This is a genomic window from Kosakonia sp. MH5, from assembly GCF_009935945.1.
Classification (GTDB): Bacteria; Pseudomonadota; Gammaproteobacteria; order Enterobacterales; family Enterobacteriaceae; genus Kosakonia; species Kosakonia radicincitans.
The window spans coordinates 45,543-61,359 of sequence record NZ_QODH01000008.1 but is presented as its reverse complement, the minus strand read 5'-3'; the positions used below and the strand labels follow the sequence as shown (position 1 = coordinate 61,359).

17 protein-coding genes are annotated in these 15,817 nt (G+C 50.6%); 2 read left to right on the top strand and 15 right to left on the bottom strand.

Features of this window, described 5'->3' with window-relative positions:
• Window positions 1-56 precede the first annotated feature (56 nt).
• From DK872_RS19690 to DK872_RS19640, 11 genes are all read right to left on the bottom strand, one after another.
• Window positions 57-317 (bottom strand): hypothetical protein, encoded by a 261-nt coding sequence (locus tag DK872_RS19690; RefSeq protein WP_007375109.1) that lies wholly within the window; start codon window positions 315-317, stop codon window positions 57-59.
• Between the two features lie 116 nt (window positions 318-433).
• Entirely contained in the window at window positions 434-673 is a 240-nt protein-coding gene (locus DK872_RS19685) for a hypothetical protein (RefSeq protein WP_035885681.1), read from the bottom strand.
• A 417-nt stretch (window positions 674-1,090) separates the two neighbouring features.
• Window positions 1,091-1,330, bottom strand: a complete 240-nt coding sequence (locus DK872_RS19680) for a hypothetical protein (RefSeq protein ID WP_007375110.1) — start codon at window positions 1,328-1,330, stop codon at window positions 1,091-1,093.
• A 336-nt stretch (window positions 1,331-1,666) separates the two neighbouring features.
• Complete coding sequence (locus DK872_RS19675) at window positions 1,667-1,915, bottom strand: hypothetical protein (RefSeq protein WP_007375112.1); 249 nt, start codon at window positions 1,913-1,915, stop codon at window positions 1,667-1,669.
• Window positions 1,916-2,096: 181 nt separating this feature from the next.
• Window positions 2,097-4,196 (bottom strand): peptidase domain-containing ABC transporter, encoded by a 2,100-nt coding sequence (locus DK872_RS19670; RefSeq protein WP_161518735.1) that lies wholly within the window; start codon window positions 4,194-4,196, stop codon window positions 2,097-2,099.
• The gene (locus tag DK872_RS19665) at window positions 4,189-5,463 is read right to left on the bottom strand and encodes an HlyD family secretion protein (RefSeq protein ID WP_035885679.1); all 1,275 of its coding nucleotides are present in this window, start codon (window positions 5,461-5,463) and stop codon (window positions 4,189-4,191) included. Before DK872_RS19665 ends, DK872_RS19670 begins: the two co-directional genes overlap by 8 nt.
• Before the next feature lie 779 nt (window positions 5,464-6,242).
• Window positions 6,243-6,473 (bottom strand): tautomerase PptA, encoded by a 231-nt coding sequence (gene pptA / locus DK872_RS19660; RefSeq protein WP_035885678.1) that lies wholly within the window; start codon window positions 6,471-6,473, stop codon window positions 6,243-6,245.
• 213 nt (window positions 6,474-6,686) lie between these two features.
• A complete protein-coding gene (locus DK872_RS19655) occupies window positions 6,687-7,343 on the bottom strand; it encodes an SGNH/GDSL hydrolase family protein (RefSeq protein WP_035885677.1) in 657 nt (218 codons plus the stop codon).
• A 197-nt stretch (window positions 7,344-7,540) separates the two neighbouring features.
• Window positions 7,541-8,161, bottom strand: a complete 621-nt coding sequence (locus DK872_RS19650) for a glutathione S-transferase family protein (protein WP_035885676.1) — start codon at window positions 8,159-8,161, stop codon at window positions 7,541-7,543.
• Window positions 8,162-8,192: 31 nt separating this feature from the next.
• The gene (locus DK872_RS19645) at window positions 8,193-8,720 is read right to left on the bottom strand and encodes an AAA family ATPase (protein WP_035885675.1); all 528 of its coding nucleotides are present in this window, start codon (window positions 8,718-8,720) and stop codon (window positions 8,193-8,195) included.
• Window positions 8,721-8,724: 4 nt separating this feature from the next.
• Window positions 8,725-9,738 carry a LacI family DNA-binding transcriptional regulator gene (locus DK872_RS19640; protein ID WP_035885674.1) on the bottom strand — a complete coding sequence of 338 codons (1,014 nt, stop codon included), beginning with the start codon at window positions 9,736-9,738 and terminating at the stop codon, window positions 8,725-8,727.
• Window positions 9,739-10,047: 309 nt separating this feature from the next.
• Here DK872_RS19640 and DK872_RS19635 point away from each other — a divergent pair, with 309 nt between their 5' ends.
• Window positions 10,048-11,244: an L-talarate/galactarate dehydratase gene (locus DK872_RS19635; protein WP_007375123.1), complete on the top strand. Its 1,197-nt coding sequence runs from the start codon at window positions 10,048-10,050 to the stop codon at window positions 11,242-11,244.
• 80 nt (window positions 11,245-11,324) lie between these two features.
• Complete coding sequence (locus tag DK872_RS19630) at window positions 11,325-12,635, top strand: MFS transporter (protein WP_035885673.1); 1,311 nt, start codon at window positions 11,325-11,327, stop codon at window positions 12,633-12,635.
• A 69-nt stretch (window positions 12,636-12,704) separates the two neighbouring features.
• On the opposite strand, the gene DK872_RS19625 is transcribed toward DK872_RS19630, so the two are convergent.
• The 4 genes from DK872_RS19625 to DK872_RS19610 are packed head-to-tail and all read right to left on the bottom strand — an operon-like array spanning window position 12,705 to window position 15,807.
• On the bottom strand, window positions 12,705-13,598 hold the full coding sequence (locus tag DK872_RS19625) for a transporter substrate-binding domain-containing protein (RefSeq protein WP_161518734.1): 894 nt from the start codon (window positions 13,596-13,598) through the stop codon (window positions 12,705-12,707).
• Between the two features lie 9 nt (window positions 13,599-13,607).
• A complete protein-coding gene (locus DK872_RS19620) occupies window positions 13,608-14,381 on the bottom strand; it encodes an amino acid ABC transporter ATP-binding protein (RefSeq protein ID WP_035885671.1) in 774 nt (257 codons plus the stop codon).
• Window positions 14,365-15,288, bottom strand: coding sequence for an amino acid ABC transporter permease (locus tag DK872_RS19615; RefSeq protein ID WP_161518733.1), 924 nt, complete (start codon window positions 15,286-15,288; stop codon window positions 14,365-14,367). Before DK872_RS19615 ends, DK872_RS19620 begins: the two co-directional genes overlap by 17 nt.
• Before the next feature lie 9 nt (window positions 15,289-15,297).
• Window positions 15,298-15,807, bottom strand: a complete 510-nt coding sequence (locus DK872_RS19610; protein ID WP_035885669.1) for a GNAT family N-acetyltransferase — start codon at window positions 15,805-15,807, stop codon at window positions 15,298-15,300.
• Window positions 15,808-15,817 lie beyond the last annotated feature (10 nt).

Sequence of the window (15,817 nt, the reverse complement as noted above, 5' to 3'; positions counted from 1 at the left end):
CTCTCATTCAGTAAATTAAAAATAGAATCTATTATCTTTCAGGAAGACCTGACAGATTATTGATCTTTCGAACCAAACATACCGAAAAGCCCGCCGAACAGACTGCTAACGGCGTTTTTAACCATGTTGTAACCTGATTCGACAACGCCTGCGACGCTTTCGCAAATGCTACGGCCGGCATCAGAGAACGTGGTATTTTTACCACCCAGGAAAAGGTCAACGATGCCACCCAGGCCACCACCAAATGCACCAGCGGCATTTGATAAGAAGCCAGCACCGGAAACGGCCATCATTTCGTTATTATTAAGCTCTTTCATACATACTCCTTGGTATTGTAATAAATCGAAGGGAAACTCCGATTCAGAGATCAAAAGTGTTACCCGATATGGAGTAGCACCCGTGATCGGTTAATTAAAAATGTCTTTTCGAATTATCAGCCGTTATTTCGGTTTAGTAAGTTACCCAATATAACGCCAAATACTCCCAGAGGATTTTCAGCGATTGCACCAATAAACCGGCCAATAGTACGGCAAGCGTCAGTCACGAGTGTGCTTTCACCAGGGATAATAGCATCAAAGATACTACCGATACCTGCGCCGACCATACTACCTACAGTCGATAAAATGCCAGAGCCTGAAACCTCCTGCATTTCAATTGCGTTGAGTTCTTTCATATTTATCATCCTTAATCTTAATGCTCTTTATAATATACGGCTGTGGTTTGTAGAGTCTAATTTCTCGCCGCTCATAAAATTGTTTATAAAATGATTTAAACTCTGCTTTATTCGTTGAGCAAAGTATCTCTTAAAACACTTCTCGCTGTCTATAAAGAGTGAGAGATATTTTTCCTAAAACAGTATGTCGAATTCTGGTAAGAATTAAAAAAACGACCAACCTGGTAAATATCATTAGTCATATTGTATAGAAAAATGGAAATTAACATGATGCACATAGTGAGCGCATGCCAGCCGTTATTTTAGATTGATAAAGAAAGAGGACATGCAGTCACATAAAAAATAAGTGATATTCCGGATGGAATATCACTTATGAGAGGAGCTACCAGAGTATTAATAAATGATGCTTAGCGGGGATTAGTCGCTTTTTTTACCGAACAGACCGCCGAAGAAAGAGGTAATTGCATTGATGCCAGCTTCAACAATACCGCCAATGCCTTTACCAATATTACGGCCTGCATCAGCTGCCGCAGTGTTTTTGCTACCCAGAGCCAGGTCAACGATAGCACCGATACCCCCACCGAGCATGCCAGCGGTATCAGCTAAAAAACCGGCACCTGAAACTTCTTTCATTTCTACAGTATTGAGTTCTTTCATGACTATTATCCTTAATGTTTACTTATTTAAATGCGAAACAGCAATCGAAAATTATTACTATCCGCTTTCTTTTGTTATTATTGCTAATAACGACAAACGTTATACTGAGTTGTTAAGCGAAATTATCTGCTGAAGTCATTTTTCTGTCCAGCGATCGTAATCGATAAATTTCCTAAAAAATACCATCAAAATATAACAAGCCACTTTTTTATTTATGAAGAGCAAAAGTATCTTTTTTCTTCACAAATAAAAAAGTGGCATCCCATACGGAATGCCACCAAACATAAACATCAAATAATAACTAATGGCGCTTAGCTATCAGAGGGTATTAATAATTTATTTTTTCTTGCCGAACAGACCGCCGAAAATGCTGTTGAAGATATTGTTAATAATACCGAAGCCAGATTCAACGATTCCGGCGATGCTTTCAGCCATGTTGCGGCCAGCATCTGCAGCTGCTGTGCTTTTACCGCCCATAACCATATCCACAATCGCACCAATACCGCTGCCGAGCAGACCAGCCGCATCTGACAGCATGCCAGCACCAGAAACTTCACGCATTTCAATAGAATTAAGTTCTTTCATAATATTATCCTTAATATTTCACTGTATTTTAGTTAATTGCATTTTTAACTTATTGTCTCTTGAACAGGTACTCTTTATAACCTGTGAATAAATTATCTATTATATGCCGCTTTATCGTCCAGAAATAATTTGAAATATTATTCCTAAAGTAAACAAAGCGGCATGCCGGGTGTTTATGGAATTACAGGTTGATAACGCGATCCGCTGTTGCAATAGTTGTTGCACGGTGCGCGATAATAACACGAGTAATATTCAACTGCTTAATAGCGTTATTTACACAGGCTTCGCTTTCATGATCCAGCGCACTGGTCGCTTCATCCATAAAGAGCAGCCCTGGCTTGCGATAAAGCGCGCGCGCAATAAATACGCGCTGCTTCTGCCCGCCGGAGAGCCCCTCGCCCAGTTCGCCAATTAGCGTTTCGTAGCCCATTGGCATTGCGAGAATAACATCGTGGATATGGCTTGCTTTGGCGCACTCAACCATCCACTCCTCATCGGCATGTTCAGCGAATCCACAGATATTTTCCCGCAAAGAACCGGCGAACAGCTTGTCATCCTGTAGCACGCAGCCAATCATTTTGTGGTAGTTATTGATCCCGAGTTGTTTGATATCCATGCCATCAACCAGCACCTTACCGGCATCGGGTTCAAACAGGCCGCAAAGCACTTTCATTAATGTCGTCTTTCCGGCGCCAGAAGCGCCGACCAGCGCTACACTCTCACCCGGCTCAATCCGCAGCGCCAGATCATTAAATATCGGGGCTGACTGGCTGTCGTAACGATAACTCAGTCCGGTGGTTTCAAGGCCGAGAGGACGCATTTCCGTGGTTGCCGGTAAATCCGGTTTTCTCGGCTCGCGCTCATGCAAAGCGATATCGGAAATACGTTCGTTATGCAAACTCATCATTCGCAGTTGCAGTAAGAAATCAACCAGCGAACCGATACGATCAGAGAACTGGCCACTGAAGGCGCCAAAGGCAACGAACATACCGATAGTCATCTGATTGTCTATCACCAGACTGGTGCCGAGCCACAAAATCGCGACCTGATCGCAGGCGGCAATAAACGTATTAAGGCCATTAAAAAAGAGATCCAGGCGAGTAAGTTTAATCCCGGTGTTGATGGTATCGACCTGCAAATTTAGCCAGTGAGTGCCACGACGCTCGCTCATATCCTGCATTTTGACCGTAGCGATACCGTACAGCGTCTCCATAAAATAGGAGCTGGCGCGCGCGCCTCTGACCAGGCGTTCTTCCGAGAGCTGGCGATAGTAGTTATACGTTAACAGACGGATCAGCACATAAACTGCGGTAAACCCAAGCACCACCCATGTTAGCCAGCCGCCATACAGCACCAGCATTATCAATACGCCAACCACCATGATACCGTCCATGATGGCGCCGACGACGCTGCTGGTAAAGGTTTCACGTAGCGTATCCAGTGAGCCGAAACGGGATTGAATATCCCCCATTTTACGCCGTTCAAAATAGCCCAGCGGCAGTTTAATCAGGTGCCGGAATAAGCCCGATTGCCACTGCACATTAATGAGCGTGGACATCACCAGCGATGTCCACGCGCGCAGCATGCTGACGGAGGCCCGCAACAGAATAAAGAAAAACAGCCCGATACAGATGAGCGACAGCAAACCGCGATCGCCCGCCGGAATAGCATGGTCCATGACCAGTTGCGTACCTACCGGCAGTACAAGGTTGATCGCTTCAATGACAATAGAAAGGCAAAAGATCTTTGCCAGCGTGGCTTTAATTCCGTGAACACTACCGATCAGCGAGCGCAAGCGTACGCGATTTTTTACTTTTTCCTGGGTAAATTCACTGCCCGGCATGGCTTCCAGCGCGACGCCGGTAAAGTATTGCGACATCTCCGCCTGGCCGACAGTTCTGCGTCCACGCGCTGGATCGTTAATCACATACTTATTGCCTTTGACGGCGACCAACACCACAAAGTGGTTAAAATCCCAGTGCAGGACGCAAGGGGTTTTAAGCAGCTTCAGCTCATGCAAATCCAGCGATAATGCACGGGTAGCAAGGCCAAGCTGGCCCGCAATTTCATTCAACCCAATCAGCGTGGTTCCTCTTGCTGAGAGGTTAAACTGCTGACGCAGACTTATCAGGTCAATATTTTTGCCATAGTGGCCACAGATCATGGCCAGGCTCGCCAGACCACACTCCGAAGATTCGGTCTGGTGTACCATCGGAACGCGTCGGAACCAGCTTAAATCCAGCTTGCCGAGCAGCGCGGTAAATAGGCTTTTATTACTCATTTACAGGTCCTGTTGCGCTGTGCTTCATGTCGTAGAACGGGGAAAGCATCCATTGATAAATTCTTCTTTTTTCGAGAAACAGCGTGCTCTGCGCCTTCATGCCATTTTCCAGAGAAATACGTTTTCCGTCGTACTCCACCACTTCGCGATCGGGTTTAATAACGACTTTGTAATAAGGGATCGATGTGCCCTGGAGATTTTTTGGCGCTCCAGGATAAGTCATCATTTCCTGTGTTGAAGCCGGTGTTTTCGATATCTGACTGATGGTTGCCGAAAACTGGCCGAATTTTTCGGCAGGAAAAGCTTCATAGCGGAGATTGACTTTGTCGCCGACGGCGATATACGGCGTCGCGTCGTTTGGCACCCAGGCCACCAGTAAATGGTGATCGATAGATTCGGGGATAATCTGCAACAGACTGTCGCCGGCATTCACCATTTGCCCGGCAGTGACGCTCAGGGAATCGATTTTGCCGTCAGACGTTGCCCGCACAATCACATCACCGCTGATATCAGCATTCAGACGCTCTTTTTGCAGGTCGTAACGCTGAAGTTCCATCTGGTAAATACGATTGTCGAAATCTGCCGCCTGCGTCTGAATTTCACTCTCGAGGCTGGTCACTTGCAGCGCATTTTGTTCACTCTGGCTGCGCAGACCTAACAGGTCATTCTGCTGCTGATAATAGAGCGTCACATGGTTCGTAAGCTGATCCTTGGTGATAAGACCCCGGGCCTGATAACGACGATAATTTTCCATGTTCTCTTTCATCAATTTAACGCCCTCTTCTGCCCGGCGAATAACGTCGGTCGAAAATTTAAGCGCTTCGCTATATTGCTGCTTTTGCTTCTCAAGCGTTTTCAGCGTGGCATTTTTACTCTCCTGTAACCCGGCGATAATATTTTCCACGCGGGTGATTTGTTGCTCGATATCATTGCGCTGATTATCACTGACCACGCCGCTATGGGTGCTTCGGCTGACATCAATCAGGTATACCGGATCGCCTTTTTTTATTTTTTGCCCTTCCGTAACATAGGATTTAACAATAAACCCCTGAGCATTTGAATAAATGGTAACAGGGCGAGGCCAGGTGGTAATTTCTCCACTGACGTTTACCCTGCGCATATATGTGCCATCAATTACAAAGGTCAGAAAAGCGGCCAGAAAGCAGACGCAGAACATAATAATGAGCCAGAGCGGGACGCCAGGCAGTAGTATTGCGCGACCGCGCCATCTCATTTTTCGGTTTTCAAGTGCTTCCTTTCTAAACATTACCCCCCTCCTTAGTGGGATATTTTATCGGGTCTTATTTAGTTGCTGTTTATCACTAAATAAAAATACATTCACAAAGAAAATAATTACGTGATATTGTTTTAACAAAAACAATCACATTCAAGATTCGACATTAATAATATTGAAGGTGGCAAGCACAATTTAAATGATAACAGATATTGTCCGGGTTCTATTTGCTGCTAACGTATGTGAACGGCAAATATAAATGCTCAATATATGTTTTCGCCATAGTCATTATAAAGTTAATCAACCTGGCATAGATTCAGAGGAACTTTATATTTTTGATAGACAACTTGCAAATATGAAAGTTCCTAAATTGCTGAAAGACGTAATAAAATAAATGCGAGGTGTATAATAAAAATGGCTATTAATAAAAAATATGAATACATATAAATAATGCGTCAGCGCGGGCGCATTATCATCAGGAATAATTAATTAGCTTCGGGCGATGGCGTGAATAACCGCCCCGGTAACCTCGTGTGTGGTCGCCTTGCTTCAATATCGTCCTGCCGTTTTGCCAGAGCATGTAGTACGTGAACGCCAGCGGAAATCACTTCCGGGCAATACCATCCGCAGGAAGGGCAACAATAGAACAGGTTTTCACGGGTATCTCTTTGTCAGTGATGTACTGGCGAATATGCAGATATCCCACAGGCAATCATCGGCGGGGAACTATACAAAAAATGCAATAACAGAAATGGAGATAACTCATGATGGATAAGAAAAAAGCCCACACAGCTGGTGTGGGCAGCCGCGTTTTACATACTGTAGCCCGGTTTTTTAATCAATTGCTCCATTTGCGGAGCAATTTCCGTATCCCAGACCTGCGCTTTCCACTCTTCCGGCGCGTATTCATTCAGCGCAACGCTGATGGAACTCTCTTTGCTGTTCAGATGACGCATAATCACTGCGGCAATATCCTCTGCCAGAGCGGTTTTCTGCTCATCGTTCAGATCGCGGGGAAAACATTTGATATCAACGTGCGGCATAGCAAACTCCTCGTTTTCAAGAGAGTGTCACAGTAGCACAACACGTTATCAAAGTGTGACCAGTCTGGCCGTTACCCGTGTGCGCTTGAGCAGCGTACAAAGGCCGTAAGAAAGAAGAAAAGCCAGTAACGAATAGAGCAAAATATAGAGATATGTGTCTGTTATCCCTGTCATGCGCAACAGCCGTTCATGAATAAATGCATTGTGTATCTCCTAAAGCGATAAGATAAAATGCGTGATTTTACTCGCTAACCTTTCCATGCCTAATTTTGAAGGGTGCAGCCCGTCGGAAACCGTTCCAGCGGTGTTGCTGGTCATAATATTCATGTTGAGTTCGTTGAAGCCGGAATTCTTTTGTAAGTCCAGATAAGGAATAGAGTATTGCTCACACATCTCACGGCAAACGTGGCAGTAATCGGTAAGATAATATCCTTTAGCATTCTTTTGATCTCTGCCACGGGCAAAGGAAACCGGCGTGGTGACAATGAATCCGACGCGCGCTAACGGATATTTTTTAATGACGCCGGCCAGTAATAAATTCATCGCGCCATAAAATGTCAATGGCGTATTATCTTTGATTTTTCCTATTTCTGTACCGCCCTCGGAACCGAAGTTAAAACCAAAGTCATTTCCTCCACCCCAGATGGTAATCAAATCGGGGTTCTCCCCCATCTGGTTATATCGTAAACACATCGCGGTATTATCATGTTGGTTTTTCTGTGCAATACAAGTTCCGCCAATACCATAGTTTGTCCACTCAGCAAGCCCCAGATTTTTGGCGACAATAGGCTGATACCATCCGCGTTCTGTTATGCTATCACCCAGAGTAAACCACGAACCACCGACCAGATACGAATGAATATATTCCATTACTATCATCCCGTTAATGTTAATATGATATTTCCATCTTTTATTGCCATCCGGAAATATTATCTATGGACGTCGTCCCGGTAGGAGTTGTCTCACAGAAAAGGGGCGATATCAATTTATTTTTCGCCCCTTCATCTTATATAGATTTTCAATTTATATGATGCTCTAAGAATATTTAAATACCCAGCAATAATCCGTTATGTCAGGATGTCATTATTCCGCAGTACCTCCTGAAGGGTGGGTACACGACAAACCGCATCGGCAATGGCGCTGAATTTCGGCGTATGTTCCTTAAACCACGCGTGGCGCGGTCCCCAGGTTCGCATCACGCAGATATAGATATCGAGCAACGTCAATGATTCGCCAAACGCATATGGTGCGGCTTTTAGCTGGCTCTCCAGCCACAAATAGAGCGACTTGCGGTATGCCTTGCAGTTTTCCTGTAATTGTTCCGGCGCGTCGCTGGCCCAGCGTTCCGGGTAATCTGCGTAGGTAAATGTGGGATAAACATTGGCGACCAGCCATACCAGTAATCGCCAGAATTGTTGCCTTTCCGGCGTGCCGACAGGCGGCGCTAAATCCGGGCGCTGGTCGAGGATCATCAACGCCACGGCAGCCGATTCGGTCATAATGCTGCCGTCGTCAAGTTGCAGCGTCGGCACCTGGCCCAGCGGGTTAAGTTTTTTCAACATCTCCTGCCGGGCGCCAGGCTGGTCAAAGCCGTCGACGTTGACAAAGCGATAAGGGATTTCCGCCAGCGTCAACATCACTTCACTTAGCGCCGATCCCCAGCCGGGGACACCATAAACAGTGATCATAAGGGCTCCTTACAGAGGATAAGCCCTAATTTTAGGTCAAAGTAGCGAGAAATTCGTCAGCATGCTGTGGGCTGGTAAGACGCACAAAACGCAGATGCTGGTAGCGCGGGTCAGCCATATCCTGCGCGTAACGCAGGCGATTCGCGCGCCAGGTTTTTATCGTCCAGAGAATGATCGACTTGCGGCTGAAGAATGAGCGGCGGAAACTTTCACAGTTTCCGGTGCCCGGCCATAGCTCCTGTTTGTGCCAGGCACGGCGCGCTGCGCGCAACACCGCCTGACGCATCGTGCGCCAGAAACCGTAATCAACCCACACGACAAGATCGACATGCCGCCATTTTATATCCCGGCTGCGATTGTAGTTGCCATCGAGTACCCAGCCCGGCTGTGCCAGTAACTGTTCCAGTCGGGAATACAGTTCCTCATCCGGCGTTCCCTGCCAGTTGGCCCGCCAGTACAGTCTGTCCATTTCGATATAGGGCAAATTAAGCTTTGCGGCGATGCGTTTCGCCAGCGTTGATTTTCCGCTGCCGCTGGTGCCGATGACATTAATTTTCATGGTGTTATGCGGATTCCCGTTCCACAAAATGGAAGCCAATATCAACAATAGGCGCGTCAACCTCGCTGCCTTCGATACGATCGGCCAGCATCGTTGCCGCCCGCTGACCAATAATTTGCCGATCGACGCTGACCGTGGTAATGGCAGGCTGATTTCCGGCGGCAAAATCGAGATCGCCAAAGCCAATCACCGCCAGATCGCGCGGCACCTGTAAACCACGCGACTGCGCTTCAATGATTGCGCCCTGCGCCAGCGTGTCGGAGCTGCAAACAATCACATCGAAATCGCCCTGCTCCAGTAGCTGCGCCAGCCCCTGGCGCCCCGAGGTGAATCGCGCTGGTAAAGCCACATCGACGCTGCCCGGTTCGCTGATGCCATTACGTTCCAGCACTTCGCGCAACCCGGCTTTACGCTGCGCGGCGCGTTTGTCCACTGTCCACAGCAAACCAGGACGGCGATAGCCTTTACGCAGCAGATACTCGGCCGTTGCCTGGCCGACTTTCTCGTGGGAGAAGCCCACCAGCATATCCAGCGGCGTCGGGGTTAAATCCCAGATTTCCACTACCGGTACGTTGGCATTGAGGAGCACTTTTTTCAGATCTGTCGAGTGATGAATCCCGGTCAGAACGATACCGTCCGGGCGGCGCGAAAGCAGCGCGGCAACCAGATCGGCTTCGGTTTGTTGCGTGTATCCGGCAACGCAGAGCAACATATGGTAACCGCGCACCGCCAGCTCATCGCTGATGGCCTGAATCGTGTCGACGAACATGTTGTTGTTAATTTGCGGCACCACCACGGCGATTAATTTACTGCGCCGCGAGGCCAGCCCACCGGCCAACGCATTGGGGATATACCCCGTTGCTTTGACCGCCGCGATAACCTTTTCTACCGTTTTGGGACGTACCAGTTGCGGCGTGTTAAGCGCCCTACTTACGGTCATGGATGACAAGCCAGCGGCACGGGCTACATCTTCCAGCGTGGGCGCACGCGGTGGGACAGAACGAGATGTTTTCGACATGTTCACTCACAGAGCATTCAGCGTTTTTATGATTCTCGCGTTGTATTATACGCATTTCTCCCATCATTGCCGCCGCTCCTCAGAAATCAGTGCGTTAGCAGGCATTTTATACTTTTTATGTTAACGCTATCATTTATAGGGCAACCACTCTGCCTTCGACTATTAAATGCGAAGTTATTCACAATAACATCTCCTTTGGCGCCATTATTTGTGATCGATTGTACATAATCACACCATTTCTCTGGTCATATATTTGTTGTGGATCTACAAATGTTAGCGCAAACATTATGTTGTTCACAGGAGCTAATCATGACCGTAAGTGCGAATTCCGATGCCGTGACCTATGCCAAAGCCGCAGGGGCAAAAACCGCCGCTGAAACCGGCGATCGTATTGCGTGGGTAAAACTCTCCCTCGCCTTCCTGCCGCTGGCGACGCCAGTAAGCGATGCGAAAGTCCTCACCGGCCGCCAAAAGCCGCTGACTGAGGTGGCGATCATCATTGCGGAGATCCGCAGTCGTGATGGTTTTGAGGGTGTCGGCTTCAGCTACTCCAAACGCGCCGGGGGTCAGGGGATCTATGCGCACGCCAAAGAGATTGCCGATAACCTGCTGGGCGAAGATCCGAACGATATCGACAAAATCTATACCAAACTGCTGTGGGCAGGCGCATCGGTTGGCCGCAGCGGGATGGCGGTGCAGGCCATCTCCCCTATCGATATTGCATTGTGGGATATGAAAGCCAAACGTGCAGGTCTGCCGCTGGCGAAACTGCTGGGCGCGCACCGCGACTCGGTGCAGTGCTACAACACCTCCGGCGGCTTCCTGCATACCCCGCTGGATCAGGTGCTGAAAAATGTGATTATTTCCCGTGAAAACGGCATCGGCGGCATCAAAATTAAGGTCGGCCAGCCGGATACCAAAGAGGATATCCGCCGCCTGACAGCCGTGCGCGAAGCGCTGGGCGATGATTTCCCGCTGATGGTTGATGCCAATCAGCAGTGGGATCGCGAAACCGCGATTCGCATGGGCCGCCAGATGGAAAAATTCAATTTGATCTGGATTGAAGAACCGCTGGATGCTTATGACGTCGAAGGCCATGCCCAGCTCGCTGCCGCTCTGGATACGCCAATCGCCACCGGCGAAATGCTGACCAGCTTTCGCGAACACGAACAGCTTATCCTTGGCAACGCCAGCGACTTCGTGCAGCCAGATGCGCCACGCGTCGGCGGGATTTCACCCTTCCTGAAGATCATGGATCTGGCCGCCAAACATGGCCGCAAACTGGCGCCGCACTTTGCTATGGAAGTTCACCTGCACCTTTCTGCCGCTTATCCGCTGGAGCCGTGGCTGGAGCACTTCGAATGGCTGAATCCGCTATTTAACGAGCAGCTTGAACTGCGCGATGGGCGTATGTACGTCTCTGACCGCCACGGTCTTGGTTTCAGCATCAGCGAACAGGCTCGCGCGTGGACGCAAACCAGCTGTGAATTCGGTAAACGCCCATAATAATGACATCCTGACGGGAGAGCCCTCCCGTCTTTTTTCTGTTCCCTACACCACATTCAACCCTGTTTCGAGGAGTTGCGATGAATACAATAATTAAACGCACCAATGTGCGTTACAGCATTCTTGTTTTCTTATTTCTTGCCACCGTATTTAATTATGCTGACCGCGCCACTCTTTCGGTGGTCGCGCCAATCATGAGTAAAGAATTAGGTTTTGATCCGGAAGCACTTGGCCTCGCATTTTCGGTATTTGGTATTTCTTACGTGGCCCTGCAAATTCCCGGCGGTTGGTTGCTGGATAAATATGGTTCACGGCTGGTGTATGGCTGCGCGCTGATTGGCTGGTCGATAGTCACCATGTTTCAGGGCACCATTTACCTCTACGCCAGCCCGCTAATTGTGCTGGTAATACTGCGCCTGCTGATGGGCGCGATTGAAGCGCCCGCCTTTCCGGCCAACAGCCGCTTAAGCGTGCAGTGGTTTCCAAATAAAGAGCGTGGATTTGTTACGGCTGTATATCAGGCGGCGCAATATATTTCGCTGGGTATTATTACGCCGCTGATGACCATTATTCTGCACAATCTTAGCTGGCACTATGTTTTTTATTATATTGGCGCGATCGGTGTCGTACTTGGCATATTCTGGTTGGTGAAAGTTCGCGATCCGTTATCGCATAAAGATATTAACCAGCAGGAAATTGATTATATTCGCGACGGTGGCGGTGAACCCTCGCTCGGCAGTAAAAAAGGTCCGGAAAAAATCAGCCTGGCGCAGATCAAAAGCGTCTGTATTAATCGCATGATGATCGGTGTGTATATCGGGCAATTTTGTGTCACCTCGATTACCTGGTTCTTCCTGACCTGGTTTCCGACCTATCTCTACCAGGCCAAAGGGATGTCGATTCTGAAAGTGGGTTTTATCGCCAGTATTCCGGCGATCGCCGGGTTTATCGGTGGGTTGCTGGGCGGCGTTGTTTCCGACTGGCTGCTGAGACGCGGTTACAGCCTGACGACGGCGCGTAAATTCCCGGTGATCTGCGGCATGCTGCTCTCCTGTGTGATTGTGCTGGCCAACTATACCGACTCAGAAGTGGTGGTAGTTGCGGCGATGAGCGTGGCGTTCTTCTCGAAAGGGTTTGGCAACCTGGGCTGGTGCGTGTTGAGTGATACATCGCCGAAAGAAGTGCTCGGTATCGCGGGTGGCGTGTTCAACATGTGCGGTAACCTGGCGAGCATTGTCACACCGCTGGTCATTGGCGTGATCCTCGCCAATACCCACTCCTTCGATTACGCCATTTTGTATGTCGGCTCAATGGGGCTGGTTGGTCTGTTCTCGTATTTGTTTATTGTTGGTTCGCTGGAGCGCATTACGCTAGCGCCAACGGCGGCCTGAGTCTGATTCTGGCGTCCCGCTAACGCCGCGCTGCTCCGTCACCCTGTACTCCCGGCGGAGCAGCTTTTTTTAGTTGTAGGTAATACCCGGTGGATTGACCAGCGATTGCGTCACCGCCTCCCCCTGCTCTCCCCAGCGCGCCAGCACCTGCTGGTACTCGCCGCGCGCAATAGCGCCGTCAAGCGCTGCCTGCAAGGCATAGACCAGCCCGTTCCCTTTTTTGGTAGTGGTGGCGACCCACGCTTTTTTCGGCCCCAGCCCGACCACCCGTGTGGTGCCATTCAGCGCCGCTTTATACGACGCCACAGCCTGCGGACCAAATACCACATCCGCCCGCCCGGACTGAATATAAAGATTGCCGGAAGCGTCATCCGTCAGGTAGATCGGCTGCGCCGGTTGTCGTCCGGCGGCGCGGTTCTCTTCATTCCAGCCCAGCAAAATCCGCTCCTGGTTGGTGCCGGAGCCGACAATCACTTTGCGACCAGCCAGATCCTCCGCCCCATGAATCGCCTGGATTGGGCTGGAGGATTTCACGGAAAAGGCCAGCGAATCCGCACGATAGGTGGCGAAATCAAACTTCTGTTTTCGCGCTTCGGTCACCGCTATGTTCACCAGCGCCACATCGTAGCGCCCGGAGGTGATACCCAACGGCCAGTCCTCCCACGCAGTCGGCACCAGTTTCAGTTTTAACCCAAGATTTTGCGCCAGCAAGCGAGCGATATCCGGATCGCTGCCAATGCGGGTGCGATTATCGCTGGCGACCAGCGCCAGCGGCGGGGAGTTGAGCGCGGAGATCGCCACCGTTAACGTCCCCGGCTCCACAAAGCGATAGTTCGCCGGAATTTTGGCGATCGCCGTCTCATCGCGCCGGGCGGTGAGCGGCTTTTCGTTGGCTAGTAAATCGATCTGTCCGGCAGACGCGCTGCCAGCTATCAGCAACAGTGCCAGAAATCCCTGTTTCATTTTCACTCCTTACAACACTTTGGATAAAAACTGCCGTGTCCGTGGATGCTGCGGATGGTTGAGCACCTCATCGCTGCTGCCCTGCTCAACAATTTTGCCATCGACCATAAACACCACCTGGTCGGCGACTTCACGGGCAAAACCAATCTCGTGTGTCACCACCACCAGTGTTGATCCCGCACGCGCCAGCTTTTTAATCACATCCAGCACTTCGCCCACCAGTTCCGGATCGAGTGCAGAAGTCGGTTCATCAAACAACATCACGCGCGGACGCAGCGACAGCGCGCGGGCAATGGCAATACGCTGCTGCTGCCCGCCGGAAAGATGGCGCGACCAGGCATCCGCTTTATTGCGCAGGCCCACCACATCCAGCAGTTCCCAGGCTTGTTCGATCGCCTCTTTGCGGCTCAGTTTTTTATGGGCAATCGGCGCTTCAATCAGGTTTTCCAGCACGGTCAGATGCGGGAACAGATTAAAGTTCTGAAACACATAGCCGACATTGACCCGCTGGCGCAGGATCTCTTTCTCCTTCAGCTCATAAAGTTTGTCGCCGCGCAGGCGGTAACCGATATATTCGCCGTCGATGCGGATAAACCCTTCATCCACGCGTTCAAGGTGGTTGATGGTGCGCAACAGCGTGGATTTGCCCGAACCGGAGGGGCCAAGGATCACCGTGACGGACCCCGGCGGGATCTCCAGCGATACGCCGTCCAGCGCTTTGTGGCGACCAAAATATTTGCTGACGCCGGTAATCGAAATATGCCCATTAAGAGACGTTGGCATGAACAGGCTCCTGCGGTTGTGCGGTGCGAACACCAGCGGTAACGCGTTTGCGTGATGGAGAGATAGCGGAACGGCGTTCACTGCGTGCCAGCCAGCGCTCAACCAGATACTGAATGGCCGACAGCACGCTGGTGATCACCAGATACCAGACCGCGCTCACCATCAGCAGCGGGATCACCTCCTGCGTGCGGTTGTAGATCATCTGGATGGTGTAAAACAGTTCCGGCATCGCCAGTACGTAAACCATCGCGGTGCCTTTGGCGAGACTGATGATTTCGTTAAAACCGGAAGGTAATATCGTGCGCAGCGCCTGCGGCAGAATAATGCGCAGCGTACGGCGCCAGGCCGGTAACCCCAGCGCGGCGGCCGCTTCGTACTGCCCGTGATCGACGCCGAGGAATCCCCCGCGGATGATTTCGGCGGTATAGGCGCTTTGCACCAGCGTTAAACCGACCACGGCGGTGGAGAACTGGCCGAGCACGTTAATGGTTTCGTAATGGCCCCAGCTTATTGCCGTAAAGGGAATGCCCAGCGACAAGCTGTCGTACAGATAGGAGAAGTTATACAAAATGATCAGCACGACAATCAGCGGCAGCGAGCGAAACAGCCAGATATAGCTCCACGCCAGGCTGCTCAGTAGCCAGGACGATGAAAGCCGCGCCAGCGCCAGCAGGCCGCCGAACACCAAACTCAGCGCCGTGCCGAGCAGCGTCAGCAGTAACGTCTGCCCTAACCCGTCGAGGATCACGGGATCGAAAAACCAGCGGGCGAATACCTGCCACTCCCAACGGGGGTTAAACGCCACAGACTGCACAATGCCCGCCAGCACAAACAGCGCCACCACTGCACCCACCGTGCGCAGCGGGTAGCGTGCGGGGACGACTTTAACCGGTTCGATCGTTTTCATGCTCCCTCCTCATGCCGTTTTGCTTAAGCGCGCTGTCGAGAGCGCTTTGGTAAAGCGCAGCCGCCCGTCGAAAGGCGGCTGGCTGTACTCTTCCGGATCGCGATGGAGATCAAACTGCGGCTGGTAACCCTGGCTTATATAGAGACGCACCGCTTCCGGCTGGCGAAAACCGGTAGTCAGGTAAATGTGGCTGTACCCGGCGAGTAATGCGCGGCGTTCCAGCTCCTGCACAACGCGTGCGGCCAGACCTTGCTGGCGCAGCGTCGGGTGCGTCCAGATACGTTTGATCTCCGCCGTGTGCGTATCAAACGGCTTGTACGCGCCGGTGGCAATGATCTCGCCATCGCGCTCCAGCACGATAAACAGCCCCTGCGGTGCCAGATACCACTCGGTCTGCTCCACTTCCGCATCGCGGGAGAAGTAGTCGCCATAACGCGCGGCGTACTCGCCAAACAGCCCGGTTAAAATAGGCTGAAGCTCCGGCGCTTCCGGCGAGACATCACGGAATCGTTCGCCCATCTCAGACCTC

Coding starts and splice junctions, on each gene's coding strand:
- DK872_RS19690 (WP_007375109.1), bottom strand. CDS start 317: ATGAAAGAGCTTAATAATAACGAAATGATGGCCGTTTCCGGTGCTGGC.
- DK872_RS19685 (WP_035885681.1), bottom strand. CDS start 673: ATGAAAGAACTCAACGCAATTGAAATGCAGGAGGTTTCAGGCTCTGGC.
- DK872_RS19680 (WP_007375110.1), bottom strand. CDS start 1,330: ATGAAAGAACTCAATACTGTAGAAATGAAAGAAGTTTCAGGTGCCGGT.
- DK872_RS19675 (WP_007375112.1), bottom strand. CDS start 1,915: ATGAAAGAACTTAATTCTATTGAAATGCGTGAAGTTTCTGGTGCTGGC.
- DK872_RS19670 (WP_161518735.1), bottom strand. CDS start 4,196: ATGAGTAATAAAAGCCTATTTACCGCGCTGCTCGGCAAGCTGGATTTA.
- DK872_RS19665 (WP_035885679.1), bottom strand. CDS start 5,463: ATGTTTAGAAAGGAAGCACTTGAAAACCGAAAAATGAGATGGCGCGGT.
- pptA (WP_035885678.1), bottom strand. CDS start 6,473: ATGCCGCACGTTGATATCAAATGTTTTCCCCGCGATCTGAACGATGAG.
- DK872_RS19655 (WP_035885677.1), bottom strand. CDS start 7,343: ATGGAATATATTCATTCGTATCTGGTCGGTGGTTCGTGGTTTACTCTG.
- DK872_RS19650 (WP_035885676.1), bottom strand. CDS start 8,161: ATGATCACTGTTTATGGTGTCCCCGGCTGGGGATCGGCGCTAAGTGAA.
- DK872_RS19645 (WP_035885675.1), bottom strand. CDS start 8,720: ATGAAAATTAATGTCATCGGCACCAGCGGCAGCGGAAAATCAACGCTG.
- DK872_RS19640 (WP_035885674.1), bottom strand. CDS start 9,738: ATGTCGAAAACATCTCGTTCTGTCCCACCGCGTGCGCCCACGCTGGAA.
- DK872_RS19635 (WP_007375123.1), top strand. CDS start 10,048: ATGACCGTAAGTGCGAATTCCGATGCCGTGACCTATGCCAAAGCCGCA.
- DK872_RS19630 (WP_035885673.1), top strand. CDS start 11,325: ATGAATACAATAATTAAACGCACCAATGTGCGTTACAGCATTCTTGTT.
- DK872_RS19625 (WP_161518734.1), bottom strand. CDS start 13,598: ATGAAACAGGGATTTCTGGCACTGTTGCTGATAGCTGGCAGCGCGTCT.
- DK872_RS19620 (WP_035885671.1), bottom strand. CDS start 14,381: ATGCCAACGTCTCTTAATGGGCATATTTCGATTACCGGCGTCAGCAAA.
- DK872_RS19615 (WP_161518733.1), bottom strand. CDS start 15,288: ATGAAAACGATCGAACCGGTTAAAGTCGTCCCCGCACGCTACCCGCTG.
- DK872_RS19610 (WP_035885669.1), bottom strand. CDS start 15,807: ATGGGCGAACGATTCCGTGATGTCTCGCCGGAAGCGCCGGAGCTTCAG.